The following is a 20,107-nucleotide window of genomic DNA, read 5'->3' as shown; positions in this document are numbered from 1 at the left end:
ACTGCCGCGCCTTGTCGTCGTTACCTTTCGGAGATTCACATGCGCATCCCTTCCCGCGTCATCGGTGGCGTCGTCATCGCCACCCTACTGACCCAGCTGACGGCCTGCGGCACCCTGTTCTATCCCGACCGCCGGGGCCAGATCGAAGGCAAGATCGACCCCGTGGTCGCGGCGCTGGATGCCATCGGCATTCTCTTCTACGTCATTCCCGGCCTGATCGCCTTCGGCGTCGATTTCGCCACCGGCGCCATCTACTACCCAGGGGGCACCACCGCGCATGTCGATCCGGCCAGGCTCGCCCCGGCAATCAATGCCGACGGCCAGGTCGACAAGCTCAAGCTGCAGGCTATCCTCGAAAGCGAACTGGGCCAGCGCCTGCCATTGAACGATCCACGGCTGATCCAGCACCGTGGCAGCGTCGAGCAACTGGCCAGCCATGGCCTGGTACCGGCCGCCTGATCCACCCAAGGACGACCACCCACGCATGACCGCGACCGCCGAACACAATCGCCTGCTGCGCCTGGCCACCCGCGCCTCGCTGAGCGTGGCCTGCATCCTGGTGCTGAGCAAGGCGGTGGCCTGGTGGCTGAGTGGCTCGGTCAGCCTGCTGGCCGGGCTGACCGATTCGGCGCTGGATGCCGCCGCGTCCTTCCTCAACCTGCTGGCCGTGCATTACGCCTTGCGCCCGGCCGATGACGACCACCGTTTCGGCCATGGCAAGGCCGAAGCCCTGGCCGGCATGGCCCAGGCGCTGTTCATCGGGGTCAGCGCGGTACTGATCGGGATCCAGGCGGTGGATCGGCTGAAGTCGCCGGAGCCCTTGGGCGACACCGCCGCCGGCATCGCCGTGATGCTGCTGTCGCTGGCGCTGACCGTGGCGTTGCTGGCGTTCCAGCGCAAGGTCATCCGCCTGACCGGCTCCACCGCCGTGCGCGCCGATTCCCTGCACTACCGCTCCGACCTGCTGCTCAACACCAGCATCCTGCTGGCGCTGCTGCTGGCACGCTTCGGCTGGCCACAGCTGGATGCATTGTTCGGCCTGGGGATCGCCCTGTACATCCTCTGGAGCGCGGTGCAGATCGCCCGTGAGAGCACCGCGATCCTCATGGACAAGGAACTGCCGGCCGATGTCGGCGAACGCATGCTCGAAGTGGTGATGGCGATTCCCGGCGTGAAGGGCGTGCATGACCTGCGCACGCGGATCTCCGGCAGCCAGTGGTTCGTGCAGTTGCATCTGGAGCTGCCGGGCGAACTGCCACTGCACGATGCCCATGCGCTGTGCGTGCAGGCATCAAAGGCAATCCGTGAGCGCTACCCGCGAGCGGATGTGATGGTGCATGCCGACCCTGTGTAGGAAGACTGCCCAGCCTTCGGGCTCGCACTGCCGCGTGGGAGCGGGTTTACCCGCGATGGGCCGCGTTGCGGCCCGCTGATGCCTCAGTTGACACTGTATCCGCGCCCGCCAAGGCACGCCCCCAGCGCCCGCCGATAGTTGTCAGCGACATTCGCCGGCGGTGCATAGGTCGCGGTCGCCGGGTCGAACCCCGACTGGCTTACCGCCCAGCGATGGCACTGGTAGCGGTCCTGCTCCTGCTGCTCAGGCCCCTGGCCATGCATCGGATAGGCAACCACGTCATAGCCCTGCGGCTGCGCCGGAACAGGCGCAGGCGCGACCGTGGGCGGGTTGACCACCACGTATTCGCGGCTGTCGGCCAGGTACTGGTAGTAGGTGTCGGCCACCACGAAGAACAGCGCCCCGCTCAGCCACACCTCCCGCGCATAGGACGGCAGATAGCCGACACGCACGCCGTAAGGTGGCGTGACGATGATGTAGCCACCGCCATGGGGCCGGTACCAGTAGCCACCGGAGTAGAAGTAGTCCTGCCCACGATAAGGCACCTTCCAGTAGCGATCCGGGAAGCGGTCGATGGTATGGCCGGGACGGTACTGCGGCCCTGGCCCCCAGCCATTGCCATGGCCGTCCGGCCGGCCGTTCCAGTCACCACCGGGGCGCTGGCCCGGGCCACCGGCCTGCCAGTGACGGTTGTCGTCGTATCGACGAGGAATATCCTGGTAGTAGCCCTGCCGCGGCGGCTGCGTCTGGCGCACTTCGTCTCGCGAATTGAGCGGCGAACCACGCCTTTCGCCACCTTGCTCCGGCGTCCCGCCGTGACCATCGTGCCCATCCCCGGGTCCCTGGGCCAAGGCGCCAAGGCTGATGCCCATGCTCAGCAAACCAACACCGGCCAACTGCCAGATGCGCGACCTCATGATCTTCCTCTCGATGAAAACACCTGCGCTCACAGGCCTTGAGTTTACCGCCGCCCTCGATACCAGCAGATGAAATAGCCGACAGCAATCACTGGCAACGTTCTTTGCCGACTCTTTACATACGGATCGTATGAATATTTAATCATACGCGATGTACGTAAACACCCCGACGGTAAGTCGCAGCAAGGAGAAACCGACATGCCAAACCCCTATCGTCAACTCTTCGCCGCCCCTGGCACCCGGGCCTTCGCTCTGGCCGGGCTGCTCGCCCGCCTGCCCTTGCCCATGACGGGCATCGGCATCATCACCCTGCTGGCGCAATCGCGCGGCAGCTATGCCTTGGCTGGCGCGGTCTCGGCGACCTTCGTGCTGAGCTATGCCCTGCTTTCACCGCAGGTCTCGCGGCTGGTGGACCGCCTGGGCCAGCGGCGGGTGCTGCCGATGGCAGGTCTGCTCAGCGCTCTGGGATTGCTGTCGATGGCGGTCGCTACCTGGCTCGAAGCCTCTGCCTGGCTGCTGTTCGGCGCCGCCCTGCTGGCGGGCTGCATGCCCAGCCTGTCGGCGATGGTCCGCGCGCGCTGGACGCATCTGTACCGTGGCCAGCCACAACTGCAGACCGCCTATTCGCTGGAGACGGTGTTCGACGAGGCCAGCTTCATCGCCGGGCCGCCCCTGGCGGTCGGCCTCAGCGTATTGCTGTGGCCTCAGGCCGGCCTAATGGCCGCCGCCACACTGCTGGTGCTGGGCACCGTGCTGCTGGCGCTGCAAAAGACCAGCGAACCGCCGCGAATGGCAGCGACACCGCGCGAGCTGCCGGTCTGGCAAATCCCTCGGGTGCGCCAGCTCACCTTGCTGATGGTGGCGATGGGCGTGATCGTCGGCACCGTGGATATCGTCAGCGTCGCCTTCGCCAGCGAGCAAGGCCGGCCGGCCGCCGCGAGCCTGGTGCTGTCGGCCTATGCCGTGGGCTCCTGTGTGTCCGGGCTGGTGTTCGGCGCGCTGCGTTGGCGCCTGCCGCTGCCCCGGCAGTTGCTGCTCGGCGCACTGGCCACCGCCCTGAGCACGCTGCCACTGCTGCTGGTCGGCAACATTGCCCTGCTCGCCGCCGCGGTGCTGCTGGCGGGCGTATTCTTCGCCCCGACCATGATCGTGGCCATGGCGCTGGTCGAGCGCAGCGTGCCCGAGCGCCAGCTGACCGAAGGCCTGACCTGGCTGCTCGCCGGACTGAACGTCGGCGTGGCGATCGGCGCCGCGGGCGCCGGGCACTGGGTCGACGCCACGACAGCCCGCGATGGTTTCCTCATCGCCATGGCAGGTGGGCTGCTGGTGCTGCTGGCGGCACGGTTGGTGGCCGGGCGCCGCGAAGCGTCGCTGACGCAGCCGTCGGCACAATAAAAAAGGGAGGCCTCGCGGCCTCCCTTCGGGAATTGTCGTCCGTGCTCGGCGCTTGTGGCACCGGCTCACCTCGCGCCGTCTTCTGGACAGTGCGTAGCCCGGGGGCCTGGCGGATCCTGTTGGATCGCTGGCCGCGACCGCCCGCCTAGGGCGCGTCGCCGTGGACTGATGTCCGGGCAGTGATTCTGGTGATAAAGATAGGCCGGACGCCGGGGCAGAGGATTGCGAAGATTGCTCTGATAAATAGCGCTTGCGCAATTTTTCACTCAGGATCGATAATTCGCAGCAATCCGAACAGAAAAGGCCCTTTCCATGAGCAAGCTCGACCGCTACGACCTGAGCATCCTCGCCGAATTGCAGCGCGACGCGCGCATCTCCAACCAGGAACTGGCCGAGCGCATCGGCCTGTCCCCTTCCCCTTGCTCACGTCGGGTCAAACAGCTCGAGGACGATGGCTACATTTCGCGCCAGGTGGCCCTGCTGGACCGCAAGAAGCTCGGCCTGAGCCTGACCGCCTACGTGCTGATCGGCATGGACCGCCACACCCCCGAGCGCTTCGAGACGTTCGAAGCGGCGATCCGCAACCTGCCGCAGGTACTCGAATGCAGCCTGGTCACCGGGATGGACGCCGACTATCAGTTGAAGGTGGTGGTGCCAGACATGGATCACTACCAGAAACTGCTACTGGGCAGCCTGACCCGCATCGAAGGCGTGACCAGCGTGCGCTCGAGCTTCGTGCTCAACCAGGTGCTGGCCAGCACCGAGCTGCCATTGACCCACCTGCGTTGAATCCCTGCGTGCCCGGCGTATGATCGGGTGCTCAACCTGCCTGGAGTGAAGCGATGGATCCCGCCGTATTCGAAGAATGGATGATGATCGTCCTGGTCACCGTGCTGATCGGTTTCATGGGCTTCATCGTCTGGGACTTGGCGAAGAAATCCAAGGCGGGGCGCTTCGGGACGCTGATTCTGTTCTTCGTGCTGGGCCTGGGCGTGCTGGCGTTCATCATCAAGAGCGTGGTGGTGGGGTTTCTCGAAGGGGTCTGAGGCCCGATACCCATTCGCGGGTAAACCCGCTCCCACAGGCATCACCTGCTCCCTGTGGGAGCGGGTTTACCCGCGAAGAATTCCACACACAAATCAGCCTGCTACAGCTTTGCGTCCACTTCGCGCCAGCAACCCTGCTCAAGTCCTTCGATCGTCCAGTCACCGATCCGCACCCGCACCAGGCGCAACGTCGGCAAGCCTACCGCCGCCGTCATGCGCCGCACCTGGCGGTTGCGTCCCTCGCGAATCACCAGCTCCAGCCAGGCGGTCGGCACGCTCTTGCGAAAACGTACCGGCGGGTTGCGCGGCCATAGCGTCGGCTCGTCGAGCAGGCGCGCCTCGGCCGGCAAGGTCGGCCCGTCGTTGAGCTCTACGCCATCGCGCAGACACTGGAGCTGCTCTTCGCTCGGCTCGCCCTCCACCTGCACCCAGTAGGTCTTGGCCAGCTTGTGCTTGGGATCGGCGATACGCGCCTGCAGGCGGCCGTCATTGGTCAGCAGCAACAGCCCTTCGCTGTCACGGTCCAGACGCCCGGCCGGGTAGATGCCGGGAATGTCGATGAAGTCCTTGAGCGTGGCCCGGCCTTCGCCGTCACTGAATTGCGTGAGCACGTCGAACGGCTTGTTGAACAGGATCAGGCGGGGCTCGGCCGGCGGCGCCTTGGCTTGGCGACGCGGGCCGGTAGGGCGCGCCGCAGGGCGGCGCGGTTTGTTGCGGGGCGGCAGGGGCATGGATCCTCAGCGGAACGGCGGCTCATCGAAGCTGCGCAGTTTACGCGAGTGCAGCGAGTTGAGCTCGGTGCGCAGCAGGTCGAGGGCGGCGATGCCGATCTTCAGGTGCTGGCTGACCGCGCGGTTGTAGAAGGCGTTGGCCGAGCCCGGCAGCTTGATCTCGCTGTGCAGCGGCTTGTCGGAAACGCACAGCAAGGTGCCGTACGGCACGCGCAGGCGATAGCCCTGGGCGGCGATGGTGCCGCTTTCCATGTCCACCGCCACGGCGCGGGACAGGTTGATCAGCGGGCGCTCCTGGGCCCAGCGCAGCTCCCAGTTGCGGTCGTCGTAGGTGAGCACGGTGCCGGTGCGCAGGCGTTTTTTCAGCTCCTCGCCACGCTCGCCGGTAACCTGCGCCGCGGCCTCTTGCAGCGCCAGCTGCACTTCGGCCAGGGCCGGGATCGGGATGTTCGGCGGCACCACGCGGTCGAGGATACCGTCGCGGCGCATGTAGGCGTGGGCCAGCACGTAGTCGCCGATGGTCTGGGATTGGCGCAGGCCGCCGCAGTGGCCGATCATCAGCCAGCAGTGCGGGCGCAGCACGGCCAGGTGGTCGGTGATGTTCTTGGCGTTGGACGGGCCGACGCCGATGTTGACCAGGGTCACGCCATCGCCATCGGCGGCGATCAGGTGATAGGCCGGCATCTGGTAGCGATGCCAGACCACGCCGGCGACCAAGGCCTGGGCCTCGCCGTTGTCCATGCCCTTCTCGATGATCACGTTGCCCGGCAGGACCATGCGCACGAAACGTGGGTCCTCGCGCAGCTGCTCCAGGCCATGGGCGATGAACTGGTCGACATAGCGGTGGTAGTTGGTGAGCAGGATCCACGGCTGCACATGACGCCAGTCGCTGCCGGTGTAGTGCACCAGGCGACGCAGCGAGAAGTCCACCCGAGCGGCGTCGAACAGCGCCAGCGGCAGGGTCTCGGCGCTTTCCCAGTCGTACAGGCCGTCGGCGATATTGTCGGTGGCCGCCGACAGGTCGGTGCTGGGGAATACCCGCGCCAGCTGCGCGGCGGTGATGCCGCTGCCGGCCAGTTCGTCGCCCTGGTCGACCACATAGGGGTACGGAATGTTCTGCTCGCTGACGCCGACTTCCACGGTCACCGTGTAGTCGTGCATCAACGGGCGCAATTGCTCGAGCAGGTAGCTGCGAAACGCCGCCGGCTGGGTGACGGTGACGCTGTAGGTGCCGGCCACCTGGACCTTGGCGTAGGCCCGGGTGGTGGCGGCGACTTCGCCCTGGCTGTAGTAGGCCAGGCGCAGGGCCGGGTAGCGGAACAGTGCGCGCTCGGCGTCATCCGGCTCGGTGCGGTCCTTGAGATAGCGCTTGAGGGCCTGGCTCAGCGCCCCGGTGGCCTGTTCATGCAGGGCCGCCAGACGGTCGACGGCCTGCTCGGGGGTATCAACGACTACAAACGCTTGGCTCACGCTGGGCTTCCTGTCTTATGGAATGCATGACAGCCATCTTGCCTGCGTTGCAGGGTAAATACACCCCCGATAATCGGCGCGGAGCCCACCGCGGGGCAAGCCCGCTTCCACGCATCACACGCCGCAGATGGACTTCCCCAAAGAAGTTGGACACCAACCCAACCCTTGGGGGCGGTCCATGGTCGTGGGAGCGGGCTTGCCCCGCGATGGCATTACCCGGGCCATACCGGCGTGGCCCTGGCCACCAGTGCCTCGGCATCGACACCGCGCGGCAGTGCCCCGTACACCCGCCCACCGCCGCCCAGGCGGCTGCCGATGAAGGCATCGCTGACCGTGGCGTTGCCCGCCTCGAGCAACAGCTTGGCCTGCAGCGCCACGGCAATGTCCTCGGTCAACTGCCGCGCCCGGTACTGGATGTCGCTGGTATCGGCGAACGCGCCCTTGAGGTTGCCGATGAACGCGGCCAGGCGCGGATCGCCATGGCCATCGCCAAGCTCGGCGAACAGTGCGTCGAGCACACCGGGCTCCTTGGACAACGCGCGCAGCACATCCAGGCACTGCACGTTGCCAGAACCCTCCCAGGTCGAGTTGACCGGCGCCTCGCGGTACAACCTCGGCAGAATGCTGTCTTCGACGTAGCCGGCGCCGCCCAGGCACTCGGCAGCCTCGTTGATCATTGCCGGAGCGCGCTTGCAGATCCAGTACTTGCCCACCGCCGTCACCAATCGGGCGAAATGTGCCTGTTGCGGATCGTCGAGCTGGTCCAGGGCCTGGCCCATGCGCAGGCTCAGGGCCAGGGCCGCCTCGCTCTCCAGTGCCAGGTCGGCGAGCACGTTCTGCATCAACGGCTGCTCGGCCAGCAGGCGGCCACCGACCTTGCGGTGGGCGCAGTGATGCGCGGCCTGGGTCAGGGCCTGGCGCATCAGGGCGCTGGAGCCGACCATGCAGTCAAAGCGGGTCATGGCGACCATCTCGATGATGGTCGGCACGCCACGCCCCTCTTCGCCGATCATCCACGCAAGCGCACCACGAAACTCCACTTCGCTGGAGGCGTTGGAACAATTGCCGAGCTTGTTCTTCAGGCGCTGGATGTAGAACTGGTTGCGGTTGTCGTCGGGGCGGTGACGGGGCAGCAGGAAGCAGCTCAGGCCCTTTTCGGTCTGGGCCAGGGTGAGGAAGGCGTCGCACATGGGCGCCGAACAGAACCACTTGTGCCCCACCAGCTCATACGGCTGGCCTGGGCCGGGGGCGCCGACCGGGTAGGCGCGGGTGGTGTTGGCGCGCACGTCGGTGCCGCCCTGCTTTTCGGTCATCGCCATGCCAATGGTGACGCCGGCCTTGTGCCGGTCGCCGACGTTGCGCGGGTCGTATTCGCGAGCGAGAACCTTCGGCAGCCAGTAGCCGGCAAGTTCCGGCTGCAGGCGCAGGGCCGGCACGGCGGCAAAGGTCATGGTCAGCGGGCAGCCGGTGCCGGCCTCGGCCTGGCTGTGCAGGTAGGTCATCGCGGCCCGCGCCACATGGGCACCGGCCCGTGGCTCGGCCCATGGCAGCGAGGGCAGGCCGTGCTCGACCGCGGTGCGCATCAGCTCGTGATAGGCCGGGTGGAACTCCACCAGGTCGATGCGGTGGCCATAGCGATCATGGCTGCTGAACTCGGGCTTGTGGGCGTTGGCCAGAAAACCCGCGGCCATCAGCGGGCCGCCGGCAAGGGCACCATAGGCGTCGATCCGCGACTCGGCCCAGCCGGCGCCGAAGCGCCGCGACCATTGCTGCAAGGGCTGGTCGAGACGATACAGGTTGGCACCGTCGAGCGACGGCGGCTGGTTGGTGACTTCGTGGGTTTCAGCGAACTGGTGCAGGTTCATCGAGGGCCTCCTGGATCCGGTCATGCCTGGATAACCCAGTGAAGCACCACGGGCCGGTCAGTCAAAGTGACAAAACGGACTACGATGGGGGCGCTTCGCGCCCCTCCAGGCTAAAACCGGGTTGGCCCGGAAGCGGCACAGGCCACTGGCACCTGGATCTGCACCACGGCCACGGCCAGGCTCAACTCGAAGCGACTGCCCAGCCCCGGCGTGGATTCATGGGACAGCCTCGCGCCGATCAGTTCGCCCAGTTGCCGGCAGATCGACAGGCCGATGCCCAGCCCGCCATAGCGCCGGGTCATCGATCCATCCACCTGGAAGAAGCGCTGGTACAGCACGGCCTGGTCCAGGTCTTCGAAACCGATGCCGCTGTCACTCACGGTAATGCTCAGGGCCACGCTATCGGCACTCGTGCGCCGGCCACGCACCTGTACCGTGACCCCGCCCTGATGGGTGAACTTCAGGCCGTTGTCCACCAGGCAGGCCAGGCAACGGGCGAGCTTCTGGGCATCGCCGACCAGGCTGTCGGGCAGGTCGGCCGGGATGTCCAGGCTCAAGTACAAGCCCTTGGCCAAGGCCTGGCCGGCATAGCCCGCACGCAACTCCTGCAGCAGGCGGCGCAGACTGAAGGGCATGCCATGGCTGCGCAGGCGCCCGGCCTGCAGCTCGGTGAGGATGAGGATGTCGTCGACCATCGCCATCATGTCCTGGGCCGACCCTGTGGCGGTGCGATGGTACTGGGCCTGCTCGGCGCTCATGGGCAGGGTGTGCAGCAGTTCCAGCGAGCCGATCACGCCATTCATCGGCGTACGCAGCTCATGGGTCACGGTGGCGAGGAATTCGTCCTTGAGTCGGTTGCTGCGCGCCAGTTCCAGGTTCATCTGCTCCAGCGTCCGGCCGGTTTCGCGCAGCGTGCGGGCCTGCTGCTCGCGCAGGTTGTTGATGCGGTCGGCCAGGGCCAGCGACAGCAACGCGACCTCCAGCGCCGAGCCCAGCTGGCTGGCGTACATGGTGAGGAACACGTTGGGCAGGTAGCCCAGCACCATCAGGGTATTGACCAGGCCACCGACAAGGAAGGCGGTCCAGGCGATGATGAACCAGCGCGCCACGCGCACGCCTCGCCACCAGGCATACAGCCCCGCCGTGAAGATGCTCACGGTGAACAGCAGCGCCAGCACCGTGGCCATGCGCAGCGCCACGCCATAGCGCAGGGTCACGGCCAGCACCATGACCAGCGCGCCCCCGGCCATCAGCAACAGCAACAGACGGTCGAAAGCGGCGCTCAGGCGCTGCATCTGCAGGAAGTGGCGGGCGAACTGACAGCCGAACAGCCCGGCCGCGCCAATGAACAGCGGCGTGGCGGCGTTGGCCCACCAGGGGTTGTCCGGCCAGAAATAGGCGATGCCGGCACCGTTCACCGAAATCTGGTACAGACCGAACGACGCGATATAGAGGATGTAGTAGAGGTAGCTGACATCGCGCACGCTGAGGTAGATGAACAGGTTGTACACCAGCATCACCAGCAGCACGCCATAGATCATGCCCAGCACGTACAGGCGGGTGGGCTGGTCTTCCAGGTACGCCTGGGCCGACCACAGCGTCAGCGGCGCCTGGATCGAGCCCTGGCTGTGCAGGCGCAGGTACAAGGTGGTCGCCTGCCCAGGACGCAACGGCAGTTCGAACAGATAGTTGTTCTGGCGGATCTGCCGACTGGCGTAGGGCAAGGCATCGCCGGTGCGACGGGCCAGGTGGTACACGCCCTGCTCGTCGGGCAGGTAGAGTTCCAGATGATCCAGTGGCGGATAGGCCAGCTCCAGCAACCATTGGCGCGGCGCGGCGGACGGGATGGCATCGTAGGCGAGATCGACTTTCAACCAGAACACCGACGTGGAGTATCCGGCGTTGAGCACCTCGTGCGGGTGCGCCTGGAAACGACCGGCAAACGAAGGTGAGCTGACCTGGGCGATGCTGGCGCTGCCGTCGTGGTCCTCGTACACCTGCATGAACCTGCCCAGGGGAAGACGCGCGGTGGCATCGTCGAATTCGACCGCTCCGGCGAATACAGGCAAGCAGCCCAGAAGCACAATCAGCAAATAGCGCATACAGCCCCAGCATGGTCTGTGCGGTCGCGTCGCGATTGCCTCCCATCCCTTTGAGACGACGTGATCCGGCAGTACCCGTTCATCGAGTTATCCGAGCACTCTAGCATAGCTTTCCGGCATGGCCAGAAGCCACCAATAATTTATGCTCAGAGGCTCTATCACGCGCATTTCAGAGCGATCACACAAAACATCCTGATCACCCGATCAGGAATTATCCGGCGCCGGCTGATCCGCGCAAAAAGGTTTGGTGATAAGCTCGCCGACCATGAATACCTACAGCTCCCGCCCCGTTGTCCTCTGTCTCTCCGGCCACGACCCCAGTGGTGGCGCCGGGCTGCAGGCAGATATCGAAGCCCTGCTCGCCCAAGGGTGTCACGCCGCCCCCGCCGTGACCGCCCTGACCGTGCAGGATACCGTCAACGTTTCCGACTTCCGCGTGCTCGACCGTGAGTGGGTGCTGGCCCAGGCCAACGCCGTGCTGGCCGACTCCACGGTGGCGGTGGTGAAACTCGGCATGCTCGGTTCGATCGAGATGGTCGACACCGTCGCCGAACTGCTCGCCGCCCACCCGCACCTGCCGCTGGTCTGCGACCCGGTGCTGCGCGCCGGTGGCGGTGGCCGCCTGGGCAAGGACGAGGTCGGCTACGCGCTGCGCGAACGCCTGCTGCCGCTGGCCACCATCGCCACGCCGAACCTGCCAGAGGCGCGCATCCTGGCCGAGCTGCCGGACGGCACCGCGGACCAATGCGCCGAAAAACTGCTGCCGTTCTGTCGGCACCTGCTGATCACCGGCGGTCACGGTGACGAAGACGAGATTCACAACCGCCTGTACAGCCGTGACGGCCAGCAGCACACCTGGACCTGCCAGCGCCTGCCGGGCAGCTACCACGGCTCGGGCTGCACCCTGGCCAGTGCCCTGGCCGGCCGCCTGGCCCTGGGCGAGCAGCTGCAAAGCGCGGTGCGCAGCGCGCTGGACTACACCTGGCGCACCTTGCGTGACGCCGAGCAACTGGGCAAGGGCCAGTACGTGCCACGCCGCCTGCCCCTGGATTTCTGCTCCTGACACGAGGCCTCCCGATGAAACTCCGCGGTCTGTATGCGATCACCGACAGCCAGTTGCTGGCCGGCCGTTTCCTGTCCCATGTCGAAGCGGCGCTGGAGGGCGGCGTGCGCCTGCTGCAGTACCGCGACAAGAGCGACGATGCCGCCCGCCGTCTGCGTGAGGCCGAAGCGCTGAAGACCCTGTGCGAACGCTATGGCAGTGAGCTGATCATCAACGACGACGCCGAGCTGGCGGCACGCCTGAGCGTCGGCGTGCACCTGGGCCAGACCGACGGTCCGCTCACCCCGGCCCGTGCCCTGCTCGGCCGCCAGGCGATCATCGGCTCGACCTGCCACGCCAGCCTCGAGCTGGCGCAACAGGCCGCCAGCGAAGGCGCCAGCTACGTCGCCTTCGGCCGCTTCTTCAATTCCGTCACCAAACCGGGCGCGCCCGCCGCCAGCGTCGAGCTGCTGGAGCAGGCCCGCGCCCAGGTCAAGTTGCCGATCGCGGTGATCGGCGGCATCACCCTCGACAACGCCGCCCCGCTGGTCGCCCATGGCGCCGACCTGCTGGCGGTGATCCACGGCCTGTTCGGTGCCGACAGCGCGCAGGAAGTCACCCGCCGCGCCCGCGCCTTCAACGCCCTGTTCGCTTCCTGATTTCGAGAGAAGATCCCATGTCCCGTTCCGAAGCCCTGTTCGCCCAAGCCCAGAAACACATTCCCGGCGGCGTCAACTCGCCGGTGCGCGCCTTCAAGAGCGTCGGCGGCACGCCGCTGTTCTTCAAGCACGCCGAAGGCGCCTATGTCATCGACGAAGACGACAAGCGCTACGTCGACTACGTCGGTTCCTGGGGCCCGATGATCCTCGGCCACGGTCACCCTGAGGTGCTCGATGCCGTGCGCAAGCAGCTCGAGCATGGTCTGTCCTACGGCGCGCCGACCGCCATGGAAACCGAGATGGCCGACCTGGTCTGCTCGATCGTGCCGTCGATGGAAATGGTGCGCATGGTCAGCTCCGGCACCGAAGCCACCATGAGCGCCATCCGCCTGGCCCGTGGTTACACCGGCCGCGACGCGATCATCAAGTTCGAGGGCTGCTACCACGGCCACTCCGACAGCCTGCTGGTCAAGGCCGGCTCCGGCCTGCTGACCCAGGGCGTGCCGAGCTCGGCGGGCGTGCCGGCGGACTTCGCCAAGCACACCCTGACCCTGCCGTTCAACGATATCGCCGCCGTCGAGAAGACCCTCGCCGACGTTGGCCAGACCGTGGCCTGCATCATCGTCGAGCCGGTGGCCGGCAACATGAACTGCGTGCCACCGGCGCCGGGCTTCCTCGAAGGCCTGCGCGCGCTGTGCGACAAGCACGGCGTGGTGCTGATCTTCGATGAAGTGATGACCGGCTTCCGTGTATCGCTGGGCGGCGCCCAGGGCCACTACGGCATCACTCCGGACCTGTCGACCTTCGGCAAGATCGTCGGCGGCGGCATGCCGGTCGGCTGCTTCGGCGGCAAGCGCGAGATCATGGGCTGCATCGCGCCGCTGGGCCCGGTCTACCAGGCCGGCACCCTGTCGGGCAACCCGCTGGCCATGGCCGCCGGCCTGACCACCCTGAGACTGATCAGCCGCCCGGGCTTCCATGACGAGCTGAGCGCCTTCACCAGCCGCATGCTCGACGGCCTGCAGCAGCGCGCCGATGCCGCCGGCATCCCGTTCGTCACCACCCAGGCTGGGGCGATGTTCGGCCTGTACTTCAGCGGCGCCGACGACATCGTCACCTTCGATGATGTGATGGCCAGCGATGCCGAGCGTTTCAAGCGCTTCTTCCACCTGATGCTCGAAGGCGGCGTGTACCTGGCGCCAAGCGCCTTCGAAGCGGGCTTCACCTCCATCGCCCATGGCGACAAGGAGCTGCAGATCACCCTGGATGCGGCCGAGCGGGCGTTCGCCAAGATCAAGTAAGGCCCCCTTCGCGGGTAAACCCGCTCCCACAGGTTGACTGGTGCCCCTGTGGGAGCGGGTTTACCCGCGAAGGCCTCGGCACAGGCGACATTGCAACGACCTTCACAACGCAGAAATCTGAGTAAAACTTTGTAAGGTTGACGCTGCTTATCCCATAATGTGCCACCAGAGACATTGGCCGCAGCTTTGCAGAGGTAAGTCGATCCCCATGAACCGCACCGGCCGCGCCCTGACCCTGGGCTGCCTGTTGCTTCTTCAGCCCCTGCTGGCCCTGGCGGAGGGCGGTAACTCGCTGCTGATTCCAGCAACGGGCCGCTGCACCCTTGGCACCGCGCCCGAGGAGCTGCAGAACGCCCTGAAGGCCTGCGAGCAGACGGCGGAATCCGGGGATGCCGAAGCACAGTACGAACTGGGCGAGTTCTACTACAGCAGCACGCCACGTCATCTCGACAATGCCCTGAAATGGTTCGAAAAAGCCTCGCTGCAGGGCCAGGCCCAGGCCCAGTACCGCCTTGGCTCGATGTTCTTCCATGGCGAAGGCGTCAAGGCCAACAACGTGCAGGCCTACATCCTGCTGAAGATCGCCGCGGTCAATGGCGCCGAAGACGCGCTGGACATGGCCGACGAGGTCACCGAGCAGATGCCCCGCGACGAGCTCGAACACGCCACCCAGGTACTCGGGCAGATCTTCCGCAAGTACCTGCTGGAACTGCAGAACGCCGAAGGCCGCACCCCTTTCTCGCCTCTCCCGTGAAGCGCGCAGGCACCAGGCGCATCACCGAATCGTCAACTTGCCCTGCCACACTCGACAAGCGGATCGCAACGTTCATACCGACCCTTGATCGTTTCAGTGCTTTCGCCACTGCCACTCAAGGGTTATTCTTGAGTTCACATTCATTGCCGTCGAGCGGCTAAAAACGACCTTGAACGCACCCATACAACCCCATCGCTTCATCCTCGAACCCTTCGAGGCCAACCGCTTCGCCAACCTGTGCGGCCAGTTCGACGAGCACCTGCGCCTGATCGAACAACGCCTGGCCATCGAGATCCGCAACCGCGGCAATCAGTTCGAACTGATTGGCGAGCCCAAGACCACCTCCGCCGCCGAACAGCTGCTGCGCCGCCTCTATCGCGAGGCCAAGGCCACCGACCTGTCGCCGGAAACGGTCCACCTCTATCTCCAGGAGTCGACGGTCGAGAACCTCGACAATCCGGCGGTCAACGAAGTCAGCGTCTCGCTGCGCACGCGCAAGGGCAACATCCGCCCGCGCGGCGTCAACCAGCAGCGCTACGTCAAGGAAATCCTGGCCAACGACATCAACTTCGGCATCGGTCCGGCCGGTACCGGCAAGACCTACCTGGCCGTGGCCTGCGCCGTCGATGCCCTGGAACGAGAGCAGGTGCGCCGCATCCTGCTGGTGCGCCCAGCGGTCGAGGCCGGCGAAAAGCTCGGCTTCCTGCCCGGCGACCTGGCCCAGAAGATCGACCCGTACCTGCGCCCACTCTACGACGCGCTCTACGAGATGCTCGGCTTCGAGCACGTGGCCAAGCTCATCGAGCGCCAGGTGATCGAGATCGCGCCGCTGGCCTACATGCGTGGCCGCACGCTCAACAACAGCTTCATCATCCTCGACGAGAGCCAGAACACCACGCTCGAACAGATGAAGATGTTCCTCACCCGCATCGGCTTCGGCTCCACCGCGGTGATCACCGGCGACATCACCCAGGTCGACCTGCCCCGCGGCACCAAGTCGGGCCTGGCCCACGTGATCGAGGTGCTCAAGGACGTCCCGGGCATCAGCTTCACCCACTTCCAGCCCAAGGACGTGGTGCGCCACCCGCTGGTGCAGCGCATCGTCGAAGCCTACGACCGCTTCGACGCCCGTCAGGCCAAGCCCGAGGCACCCGGCAAAGATGCTTGAACTCGACCTGCAACGGGCCACGGACGCCGTTGCCCCCGATGACGCCGCCTTCCGTCGCTGGTGCGAGCTTGCCTTGCGCCAGCGCAGCGCCGATTCCGAGATGACCATCCGCCTCGTCGACGAACAGGAAGGTCGCGAGCTGAACCACACCTACCGGCACAAGGACTACGCCACCAACGTATTGTCCTTCCCGGCCGACGTGCCTGACGACCTGCTCGACATCCCGCTGCTGGGCGACCTGGTGATCTGCGTGCCGGTGGTCGAGCGCGAGGCTGCCGAACAGGGCAAGTCGCTGGAGGCGCACTGGGCGCACCTGGTGATCCACGGCTGCCTGCACCTGCTTGGCTACGATCACATCGACGATGACGAAGCCGAAGAGATGGAAGCGCTGGAACGGGATTTGCTGGCCGAACTGGGGCATCCTGATCCGTACGCCGACGACGAAACCGAATCAATCACACACTGACACTGCAAGGATCACGAGTAACCGCCATGAGCGAAGACCGATCGAGCAACGGGCAAAAGTCCTGGCTGGGCAAGCTGACCCAGGCTTTTGCCCATGAGCCGAAAAACCGCCAGGAGCTCCTCGAGCTGCTGCGCGAAGCCCATCAGAACAAGCTGCTCGACAGCGAAGCGCTGACCATCGTCGAAGGCGCCATCCAGGTCGCCGACCTGCAGGTGCGCGACATCATGGTGCCGCGCTCGCAGATGATCAGCATCAAGGCCAGCCAGTCGCCCCGCGAGTTCCTGCCAGCGGTGATCGACGCCGCGCACTCGCGCTACCCGGTGATCGGCGAGAGCCATGACGATGTGCTCGGCATCCTGCTCGCCAAGGACCTGCTGCCGCTGATCCTCAAGGACAACGGCGAAAGCCTCAACATCAAGGACCTGCTGCGTCCGGCCACCTTCGTGCCCGAATCCAAGCGCCTGAACGTGCTGCTGCGCGAGTTCCGCGCCAACCACAACCACATGGCCGTGGTCATCGACGAGTACGGCGGCGTCGCCGGCCTGGTCACCATCGAGGACGTGCTCGAGCAGATCGTCGGCGACATCGAGGACGAGCACGATGTCGAGGAAGACAGCTACATCAAGCCGCTGCCCAGCGGCGATTTCCTGGTCAAGGCGCTGACCCCGATCGAGAACTTCAACGCATTCTTCGACAGCGAGTTCTCCGATGACGAATTCGACACCGTCGGCGGCCTGGTGATGAGCGCGTTCGGCCACCTGCCCAAGCGCAACGAGACCACCGAGATCGGCGGCTATCGCTTCCGCATCCTCAACGCCGACAGCCGTCGGATTCACCTGCTGCGCCTGACCCCGATCAACCGTTAAGGACGAACATGCGCTGGATCACCCGCCCCGGCTGGCCCGGTAACCTGCTGGCCTTGGCGGCCGGCGCCTCCACCCTCCTGGCCCTGGCGCCCTTCGATATCTGGCCGATCGCGCTGCTGGCGCTGATGGTGTTCTATGCCGGGCTGCGCGAGCTGAGCCCGCGCCAGGCCATGGCCCGTGGCTGGTGCTTCGGCTTCGGCCTGTACGGCGCCGGCACCTGGTGGATCTACGTCAGCATGAACACCTACGGCGGCGCCTCGCCGCTGCTGGCGGTGTTGCTGCTGGTGGCGTTCTTCGCCTGCCTGGCGTTCTTCTTCGCCCTGCCCGCCTGGCTCTGGGCGCGCTGGTTGCGCCGCGACGAGGCGCCGCTGGCCGACGCCCTGTGCTTCGCCGCCCTGTGGCTGCTGCAGGAAGCGTTCCGCGGCTGGTTCCTCACCGGTTTCCCCTGGCTCTATTCCGGCTACAGCCAGCTCGACGGGCCGCTCGCCGGGCTCGCCCCGCTGGGTGGCGTGTGGCTGATCTCCTTCGGCCTGGCGCTGACCGCCGCCTTGCTGTGCAACCTCTATCGCCTGCGGGAGCGCCCGGCGTTCCTGGCCGTGGGCGTGCTGTTGCTGGCCGCGCCGTGGATCCTCGGCATGGCCCTCAAGGACCACGCCTGGACCAAGCCTGCGGGTGACCCGCTCAAGGTCGCCGCCCTGCAGGGCAACGTCGAACAGGACCTGAAGTGGGACCCGGCGCACGTCAACGCGCAACTGGCGCTGTACCGCGACATGAGCTTCAGCTCCAGCCCCGTCGACCTGCTGGTCTGGCCGGAAACCGCCGTGCCGGTACTCAAGGACCAGGCCCAGGGCTACATCGACATGATGGGCACCTTCGCCGCCGAGCGGCACTCAGCGCTGATCACCGGCGTGCCGGTGCGCCAGGTGGTCCACCAGCAGCGCCGCTACTTCAACGGCGTCACCGTGGCCGGCGAAGGCGACGGCACCTACCTCAAGCAGAAGCTGGTGCCGTTTGGCGAGTACGTGCCACTGCAGGACATGCTGCGTGGCCTGATCGAGTTCTTCAACCTGCCGATGTCCGACTTCGCCCGCGGTCCCGAGGACCAGCCGCTGCTGCAGGCCAAGGGCTACCAGGTAGCGCCGTACATCTGCTACGAGGTGGTCTACCCCGAGTTCGCCGCCAGCCTGGCCGCCCGCAGCGACCTGCTGCTGACCATCAGCAACGACACCTGGTTCGGCACTTCGATCGGTCCGCTGCAGCACCTGCAGATGGCCCAGATGCGCGCACTGGAAGCCGGCCGCTGGATGATCCGCGCCACCAACAACGGGGTGACCGCGCTGATCGATCCGTTCGGTCGGATTACCACGCAGATTCCGCAGTTCCAGCGGGCGGTGCTGTATGGCGAAGTGGTGCCGATGCAGCAATTGACGCCGTACCTGCAATGGCGCTCGTGGCCGCTGGCGATCGTCTGCGCGCTGCTGCTGGGCTGGGCGCTGCTGGCCGGGCGCATCGCCAAGACCGTCTGATATTTCGCAGGTAAACCCGCTCCCACAGGTTGAATTGGCGCTCAACCTGTGGGAGCGGGTTTACCCGCGAAGAGACCGGCGCAGGAAGCCCGAGACTCAGTAGAACAACCGATACCCCAGCAACCCCACCGCCTCGTTCAGCAGTTGCCCGTTCTGCCAGAGCGCCCGGCTCTCGGGCAGCAATCCGGCGAAGGGTCGCGCATGGTCCCGCCCGAGGAAACCGACCGGTGCGGGCACCACCTCCAGCCCGGCGCGCTCGAAGCTCCAGCGCGCACGCTGCATGTGCCAGGCCTGGGTCACCAGCACCACGCGCCTGACCCCTTGCGACTGCAATAGCCTGGCGCTGAACTCGGCGTTTTCCCAGGTCGTGCGGCTGGCTTCTTCCTTCCAGCGTACCGCTACCCCGAAATCAGCCTGCAGGCGGTCGGCCATCAACTGCGCCTCGCTGGGAGGGGTTCCATAATGCAGGCCACCGCTGGTCAGCAGCGGCAGCCCCGAGGCCTTGGCCAGCTGCGCGGCGTAGCGCATGCGCTCGAGCGCGACGAGGCTCGGCTGGTCCGCGCCAGCCCAGGCCGGATCGCCACGCTCGCGCCCGGCCCCGAGCACCACGATCACGTCCGCCCTACTCGCCAGGCGCGTCCATTCATCGGCGACCAGCGCCGGCTCGGTCTCCAACCTGCGCGCCACTTGCTCCACCACCGCGGGCAGGCTCATCAGGTACAGGCCACCCAGGCCCAGGGCGAAACACGCAGCGGCCAGGCGCGGCCGGCGACGGCGCCACCACCAGGCAGCCAGCAGCAACAGGAGCAAAACGCCTGGCGGCATCAGCCATTGTTTGATGAAAAAGCGAACCGGCATCACGCACCTCCATGGAAGGCGTGCAGCCTAAGAGGATCGGCACCGGCCCTCAAGGGCAACCGGCGCCGATCGCAACATGCAACGTGAAGACCCGGCGCATCGAACCGCGCCAGCAACAGCCCTGAACGGCTATCGGGATGGCAGCGTCCTGGAGCTCGCGCGCTTGCGATCCTTGAGCCAGACGATCCTGGCCGAGGAAGGCTCCGGTCGCGAGTAGGCACCGGCACAGGTAAAGCGACCGTCCGGAAGGGATTCCAGATAGGCCTTGATCACTTCGAACTCGGCGTGGCTCAGGCCGCGCAACTCCAGTTCGGCGGGCATTTCATCGCGCAATCTGACCGACGTTCTGGCCACTTCCAGTGCCAGGCCCAGACGGTCGATCAGGCGTTCGTAAAGCTCCGGTTTGTTTGCGGTTAGCTGCGACTCTCCCATCCGTTCACCTCATTGAAGGTAAGAATATCTCCCCCCACAAATGAGCTTAGCGTCACTCGCAAAAGCGGCCGCTCGCCGCGACCAACGGCCCGCCCGGCAGCCGATGCAATCAGGGTTTCCCACGATACCGGGCGCTCATGTATGCTACGGCGTTC

The 20,107-nt window shown here is 66.1% G+C and carries 20 protein-coding genes; 13 read left to right on the top strand and 7 right to left on the bottom strand.

The window, feature by feature from the left end; all coding sequences use genetic code 11:
- The first annotated feature begins 39 nt into the window (after positions 1-39).
- Together N5D48_RS04230 and N5D48_RS04225 are read left to right on the top strand one after the other, a co-directional pair.
- Complete coding sequence (locus N5D48_RS04230) at positions 40-459, top strand: polyribonucleotide nucleotidyltransferase (RefSeq protein ID WP_279881371.1); 420 nt, start codon at positions 40-42, stop codon at positions 457-459.
- A gap of 25 nt (positions 460-484) precedes the next feature.
- On the top strand, positions 485-1,354 hold the full coding sequence (locus tag N5D48_RS04225) for a cation diffusion facilitator family transporter (RefSeq protein WP_279881369.1): 870 nt from the start codon (positions 485-487) through the stop codon (positions 1,352-1,354).
- 83 nt (positions 1,355-1,437) lie between these two features.
- On the opposite strand, the gene N5D48_RS04220 is transcribed toward N5D48_RS04225, so the two are convergent.
- A complete protein-coding gene (locus tag N5D48_RS04220; RefSeq protein ID WP_279881367.1) occupies positions 1,438-2,271 on the bottom strand; it encodes a DUF6515 family protein in 834 nt (277 codons plus the stop codon).
- 198 nt (positions 2,272-2,469) lie between these two features.
- On the opposite strand from N5D48_RS04220, the gene N5D48_RS04215 reads away from it, so the two are divergent.
- The 3 genes from N5D48_RS04215 to N5D48_RS04205 all read left to right on the top strand — a co-directional run bounded on the left by N5D48_RS04215 (position 2,470) and on the right by N5D48_RS04205 (position 4,712).
- On the top strand, positions 2,470-3,666 hold the full coding sequence (locus N5D48_RS04215; RefSeq protein ID WP_279881365.1) for an MFS transporter: 1,197 nt from the start codon (positions 2,470-2,472) through the stop codon (positions 3,664-3,666).
- A gap of 312 nt (positions 3,667-3,978) precedes the next feature.
- Positions 3,979-4,455, top strand: a complete 477-nt coding sequence (locus N5D48_RS04210; protein ID WP_003249795.1) for an Lrp/AsnC family transcriptional regulator — start codon at positions 3,979-3,981, stop codon at positions 4,453-4,455.
- A gap of 53 nt (positions 4,456-4,508) precedes the next feature.
- On the top strand, positions 4,509-4,712 hold the full coding sequence (locus N5D48_RS04205) for a DUF2788 domain-containing protein (protein WP_023378567.1): 204 nt from the start codon (positions 4,509-4,511) through the stop codon (positions 4,710-4,712).
- A 101-nt stretch (positions 4,713-4,813) separates the two neighbouring features.
- Here N5D48_RS04205 and N5D48_RS04200 read toward each other — a convergent pair whose 3' ends face one another.
- From N5D48_RS04200 to N5D48_RS04185, 4 genes are all read right to left on the bottom strand, one after another.
- Positions 4,814-5,443, bottom strand: a complete 630-nt coding sequence (locus N5D48_RS04200; RefSeq protein ID WP_279881362.1) for a pseudouridine synthase — start codon at positions 5,441-5,443, stop codon at positions 4,814-4,816.
- A gap of 6 nt (positions 5,444-5,449) precedes the next feature.
- Entirely contained in the window at positions 5,450-6,913 is a 1,464-nt protein-coding gene (gene amn / locus N5D48_RS04195) for an AMP nucleosidase (protein ID WP_279881359.1), read from the bottom strand.
- 212 nt (positions 6,914-7,125) lie between these two features.
- On the bottom strand, positions 7,126-8,778 hold the full coding sequence (locus tag N5D48_RS04190) for an acyl-CoA dehydrogenase family protein (protein ID WP_279881357.1): 1,653 nt from the start codon (positions 8,776-8,778) through the stop codon (positions 7,126-7,128).
- Positions 8,779-8,888: 110 nt separating this feature from the next.
- Positions 8,889-10,880 (bottom strand): hybrid sensor histidine kinase/response regulator, encoded by a 1,992-nt coding sequence (locus N5D48_RS04185; RefSeq protein WP_279881355.1) that lies wholly within the window; start codon positions 10,878-10,880, stop codon positions 8,889-8,891.
- A 265-nt stretch (positions 10,881-11,145) separates the two neighbouring features.
- On the opposite strand from N5D48_RS04185, the gene N5D48_RS04180 reads away from it, so the two are divergent.
- From N5D48_RS04180 to lnt, 8 genes are all read left to right on the top strand, one after another.
- Positions 11,146-11,943 (top strand): hydroxymethylpyrimidine/phosphomethylpyrimidine kinase, encoded by a 798-nt coding sequence (locus N5D48_RS04180; RefSeq protein ID WP_279881353.1) that lies wholly within the window; start codon positions 11,146-11,148, stop codon positions 11,941-11,943.
- 14 nt (positions 11,944-11,957) lie between these two features.
- A complete protein-coding gene (gene thiE, locus N5D48_RS04175; protein WP_279881351.1) occupies positions 11,958-12,581 on the top strand; it encodes a thiamine phosphate synthase in 624 nt (207 codons plus the stop codon).
- A 17-nt stretch (positions 12,582-12,598) separates the two neighbouring features.
- Positions 12,599-13,882 carry a glutamate-1-semialdehyde 2,1-aminomutase gene (gene hemL / locus N5D48_RS04170; protein ID WP_279881348.1) on the top strand — a complete coding sequence of 428 codons (1,284 nt, stop codon included), beginning with the start codon at positions 12,599-12,601 and terminating at the stop codon, positions 13,880-13,882.
- A gap of 208 nt (positions 13,883-14,090) precedes the next feature.
- A complete protein-coding gene (locus tag N5D48_RS04165; RefSeq protein WP_279881346.1) occupies positions 14,091-14,636 on the top strand; it encodes a tetratricopeptide repeat protein in 546 nt (181 codons plus the stop codon).
- A 169-nt stretch (positions 14,637-14,805) separates the two neighbouring features.
- Complete coding sequence (locus N5D48_RS04160) at positions 14,806-15,804, top strand: PhoH family protein (protein WP_279881344.1); 999 nt, start codon at positions 14,806-14,808, stop codon at positions 15,802-15,804.
- Entirely contained in the window at positions 15,797-16,270 is a 474-nt protein-coding gene (ybeY, locus tag N5D48_RS04155) for an rRNA maturation RNase YbeY (protein WP_279881342.1), read from the top strand. The genes N5D48_RS04160 and ybeY overlap by 8 nt, the downstream gene beginning before the upstream one ends.
- Positions 16,271-16,296: 26 nt before the next feature.
- The gene (locus N5D48_RS04150; RefSeq protein WP_279881339.1) at positions 16,297-17,136 is read left to right on the top strand and encodes an HlyC/CorC family transporter; all 840 of its coding nucleotides are present in this window, start codon (positions 16,297-16,299) and stop codon (positions 17,134-17,136) included.
- 8 nt (positions 17,137-17,144) lie between these two features.
- On the top strand, positions 17,145-18,662 hold the full coding sequence (gene lnt / locus N5D48_RS04145) for an apolipoprotein N-acyltransferase (RefSeq protein ID WP_279881337.1): 1,518 nt from the start codon (positions 17,145-17,147) through the stop codon (positions 18,660-18,662).
- Positions 18,663-18,758: 96 nt separating this feature from the next.
- Here lnt and N5D48_RS04140 read toward each other — a convergent pair whose 3' ends face one another.
- Positions 18,759-19,520, bottom strand: a complete 762-nt coding sequence (locus tag N5D48_RS04140) for a YdcF family protein (RefSeq protein WP_279881335.1) — start codon at positions 19,518-19,520, stop codon at positions 18,759-18,761.
- A 129-nt stretch (positions 19,521-19,649) separates the two neighbouring features.
- Entirely contained in the window at positions 19,650-19,952 is a 303-nt protein-coding gene (locus N5D48_RS04135) for a hypothetical protein (RefSeq protein ID WP_279881333.1), read from the bottom strand.
- Between the last annotated feature and the right edge of the window lie 155 nt (positions 19,953-20,107).

The organism is Pseudomonas sp. GD03858, assembly GCF_029840925.1.
Classification (GTDB): domain Bacteria; phylum Pseudomonadota; class Gammaproteobacteria; order Pseudomonadales; family Pseudomonadaceae; genus Aquipseudomonas.
Note: the sequence above shows the minus strand (reverse complement) of the source record. Positions and strands in the feature narration are given on the sequence as shown.

Coding starts and splice junctions, on each gene's coding strand:
- N5D48_RS04215 (WP_279881365.1), top strand. CDS start 2,470: ATGCCAAACCCCTATCGTCAACTCTTCGCCGCCCCTGGCACCCGGGCC.
- N5D48_RS04220 (WP_279881367.1), bottom strand. CDS start 2,271: ATGAGGTCGCGCATCTGGCAGTTGGCCGGTGTTGGTTTGCTGAGCATG.
- ybeY (WP_279881342.1), top strand. CDS start 15,797: ATGCTTGAACTCGACCTGCAACGGGCCACGGACGCCGTTGCCCCCGAT.
- N5D48_RS04225 (WP_279881369.1), top strand. CDS start 485: ATGACCGCGACCGCCGAACACAATCGCCTGCTGCGCCTGGCCACCCGC.
- N5D48_RS04165 (WP_279881346.1), top strand. CDS start 14,091: ATGAACCGCACCGGCCGCGCCCTGACCCTGGGCTGCCTGTTGCTTCTT.
- N5D48_RS04210 (WP_003249795.1), top strand. CDS start 3,979: ATGAGCAAGCTCGACCGCTACGACCTGAGCATCCTCGCCGAATTGCAG.
- N5D48_RS04150 (WP_279881339.1), top strand. CDS start 16,297: ATGAGCGAAGACCGATCGAGCAACGGGCAAAAGTCCTGGCTGGGCAAG.
- N5D48_RS04190 (WP_279881357.1), bottom strand. CDS start 8,778: ATGAACCTGCACCAGTTCGCTGAAACCCACGAAGTCACCAACCAGCCG.
- N5D48_RS04205 (WP_023378567.1), top strand. CDS start 4,509: ATGGATCCCGCCGTATTCGAAGAATGGATGATGATCGTCCTGGTCACC.
- N5D48_RS04185 (WP_279881355.1), bottom strand. CDS start 10,880: ATGCGCTATTTGCTGATTGTGCTTCTGGGCTGCTTGCCTGTATTCGCC.
- N5D48_RS04200 (WP_279881362.1), bottom strand. CDS start 5,443: ATGCCCCTGCCGCCCCGCAACAAACCGCGCCGCCCTGCGGCGCGCCCT.
- N5D48_RS04140 (WP_279881335.1), bottom strand. CDS start 19,520: ATGCCGGTTCGCTTTTTCATCAAACAATGGCTGATGCCGCCAGGCGTT.
- lnt (WP_279881337.1), top strand. CDS start 17,145: ATGCGCTGGATCACCCGCCCCGGCTGGCCCGGTAACCTGCTGGCCTTG.
- N5D48_RS04230 (WP_279881371.1), top strand. CDS start 40: ATGCGCATCCCTTCCCGCGTCATCGGTGGCGTCGTCATCGCCACCCTA.
- N5D48_RS04180 (WP_279881353.1), top strand. CDS start 11,146: ATGAATACCTACAGCTCCCGCCCCGTTGTCCTCTGTCTCTCCGGCCAC.
- hemL (WP_279881348.1), top strand. CDS start 12,599: ATGTCCCGTTCCGAAGCCCTGTTCGCCCAAGCCCAGAAACACATTCCC.
- thiE (WP_279881351.1), top strand. CDS start 11,958: ATGAAACTCCGCGGTCTGTATGCGATCACCGACAGCCAGTTGCTGGCC.
- N5D48_RS04135 (WP_279881333.1), bottom strand. CDS start 19,952: ATGGGAGAGTCGCAGCTAACCGCAAACAAACCGGAGCTTTACGAACGC.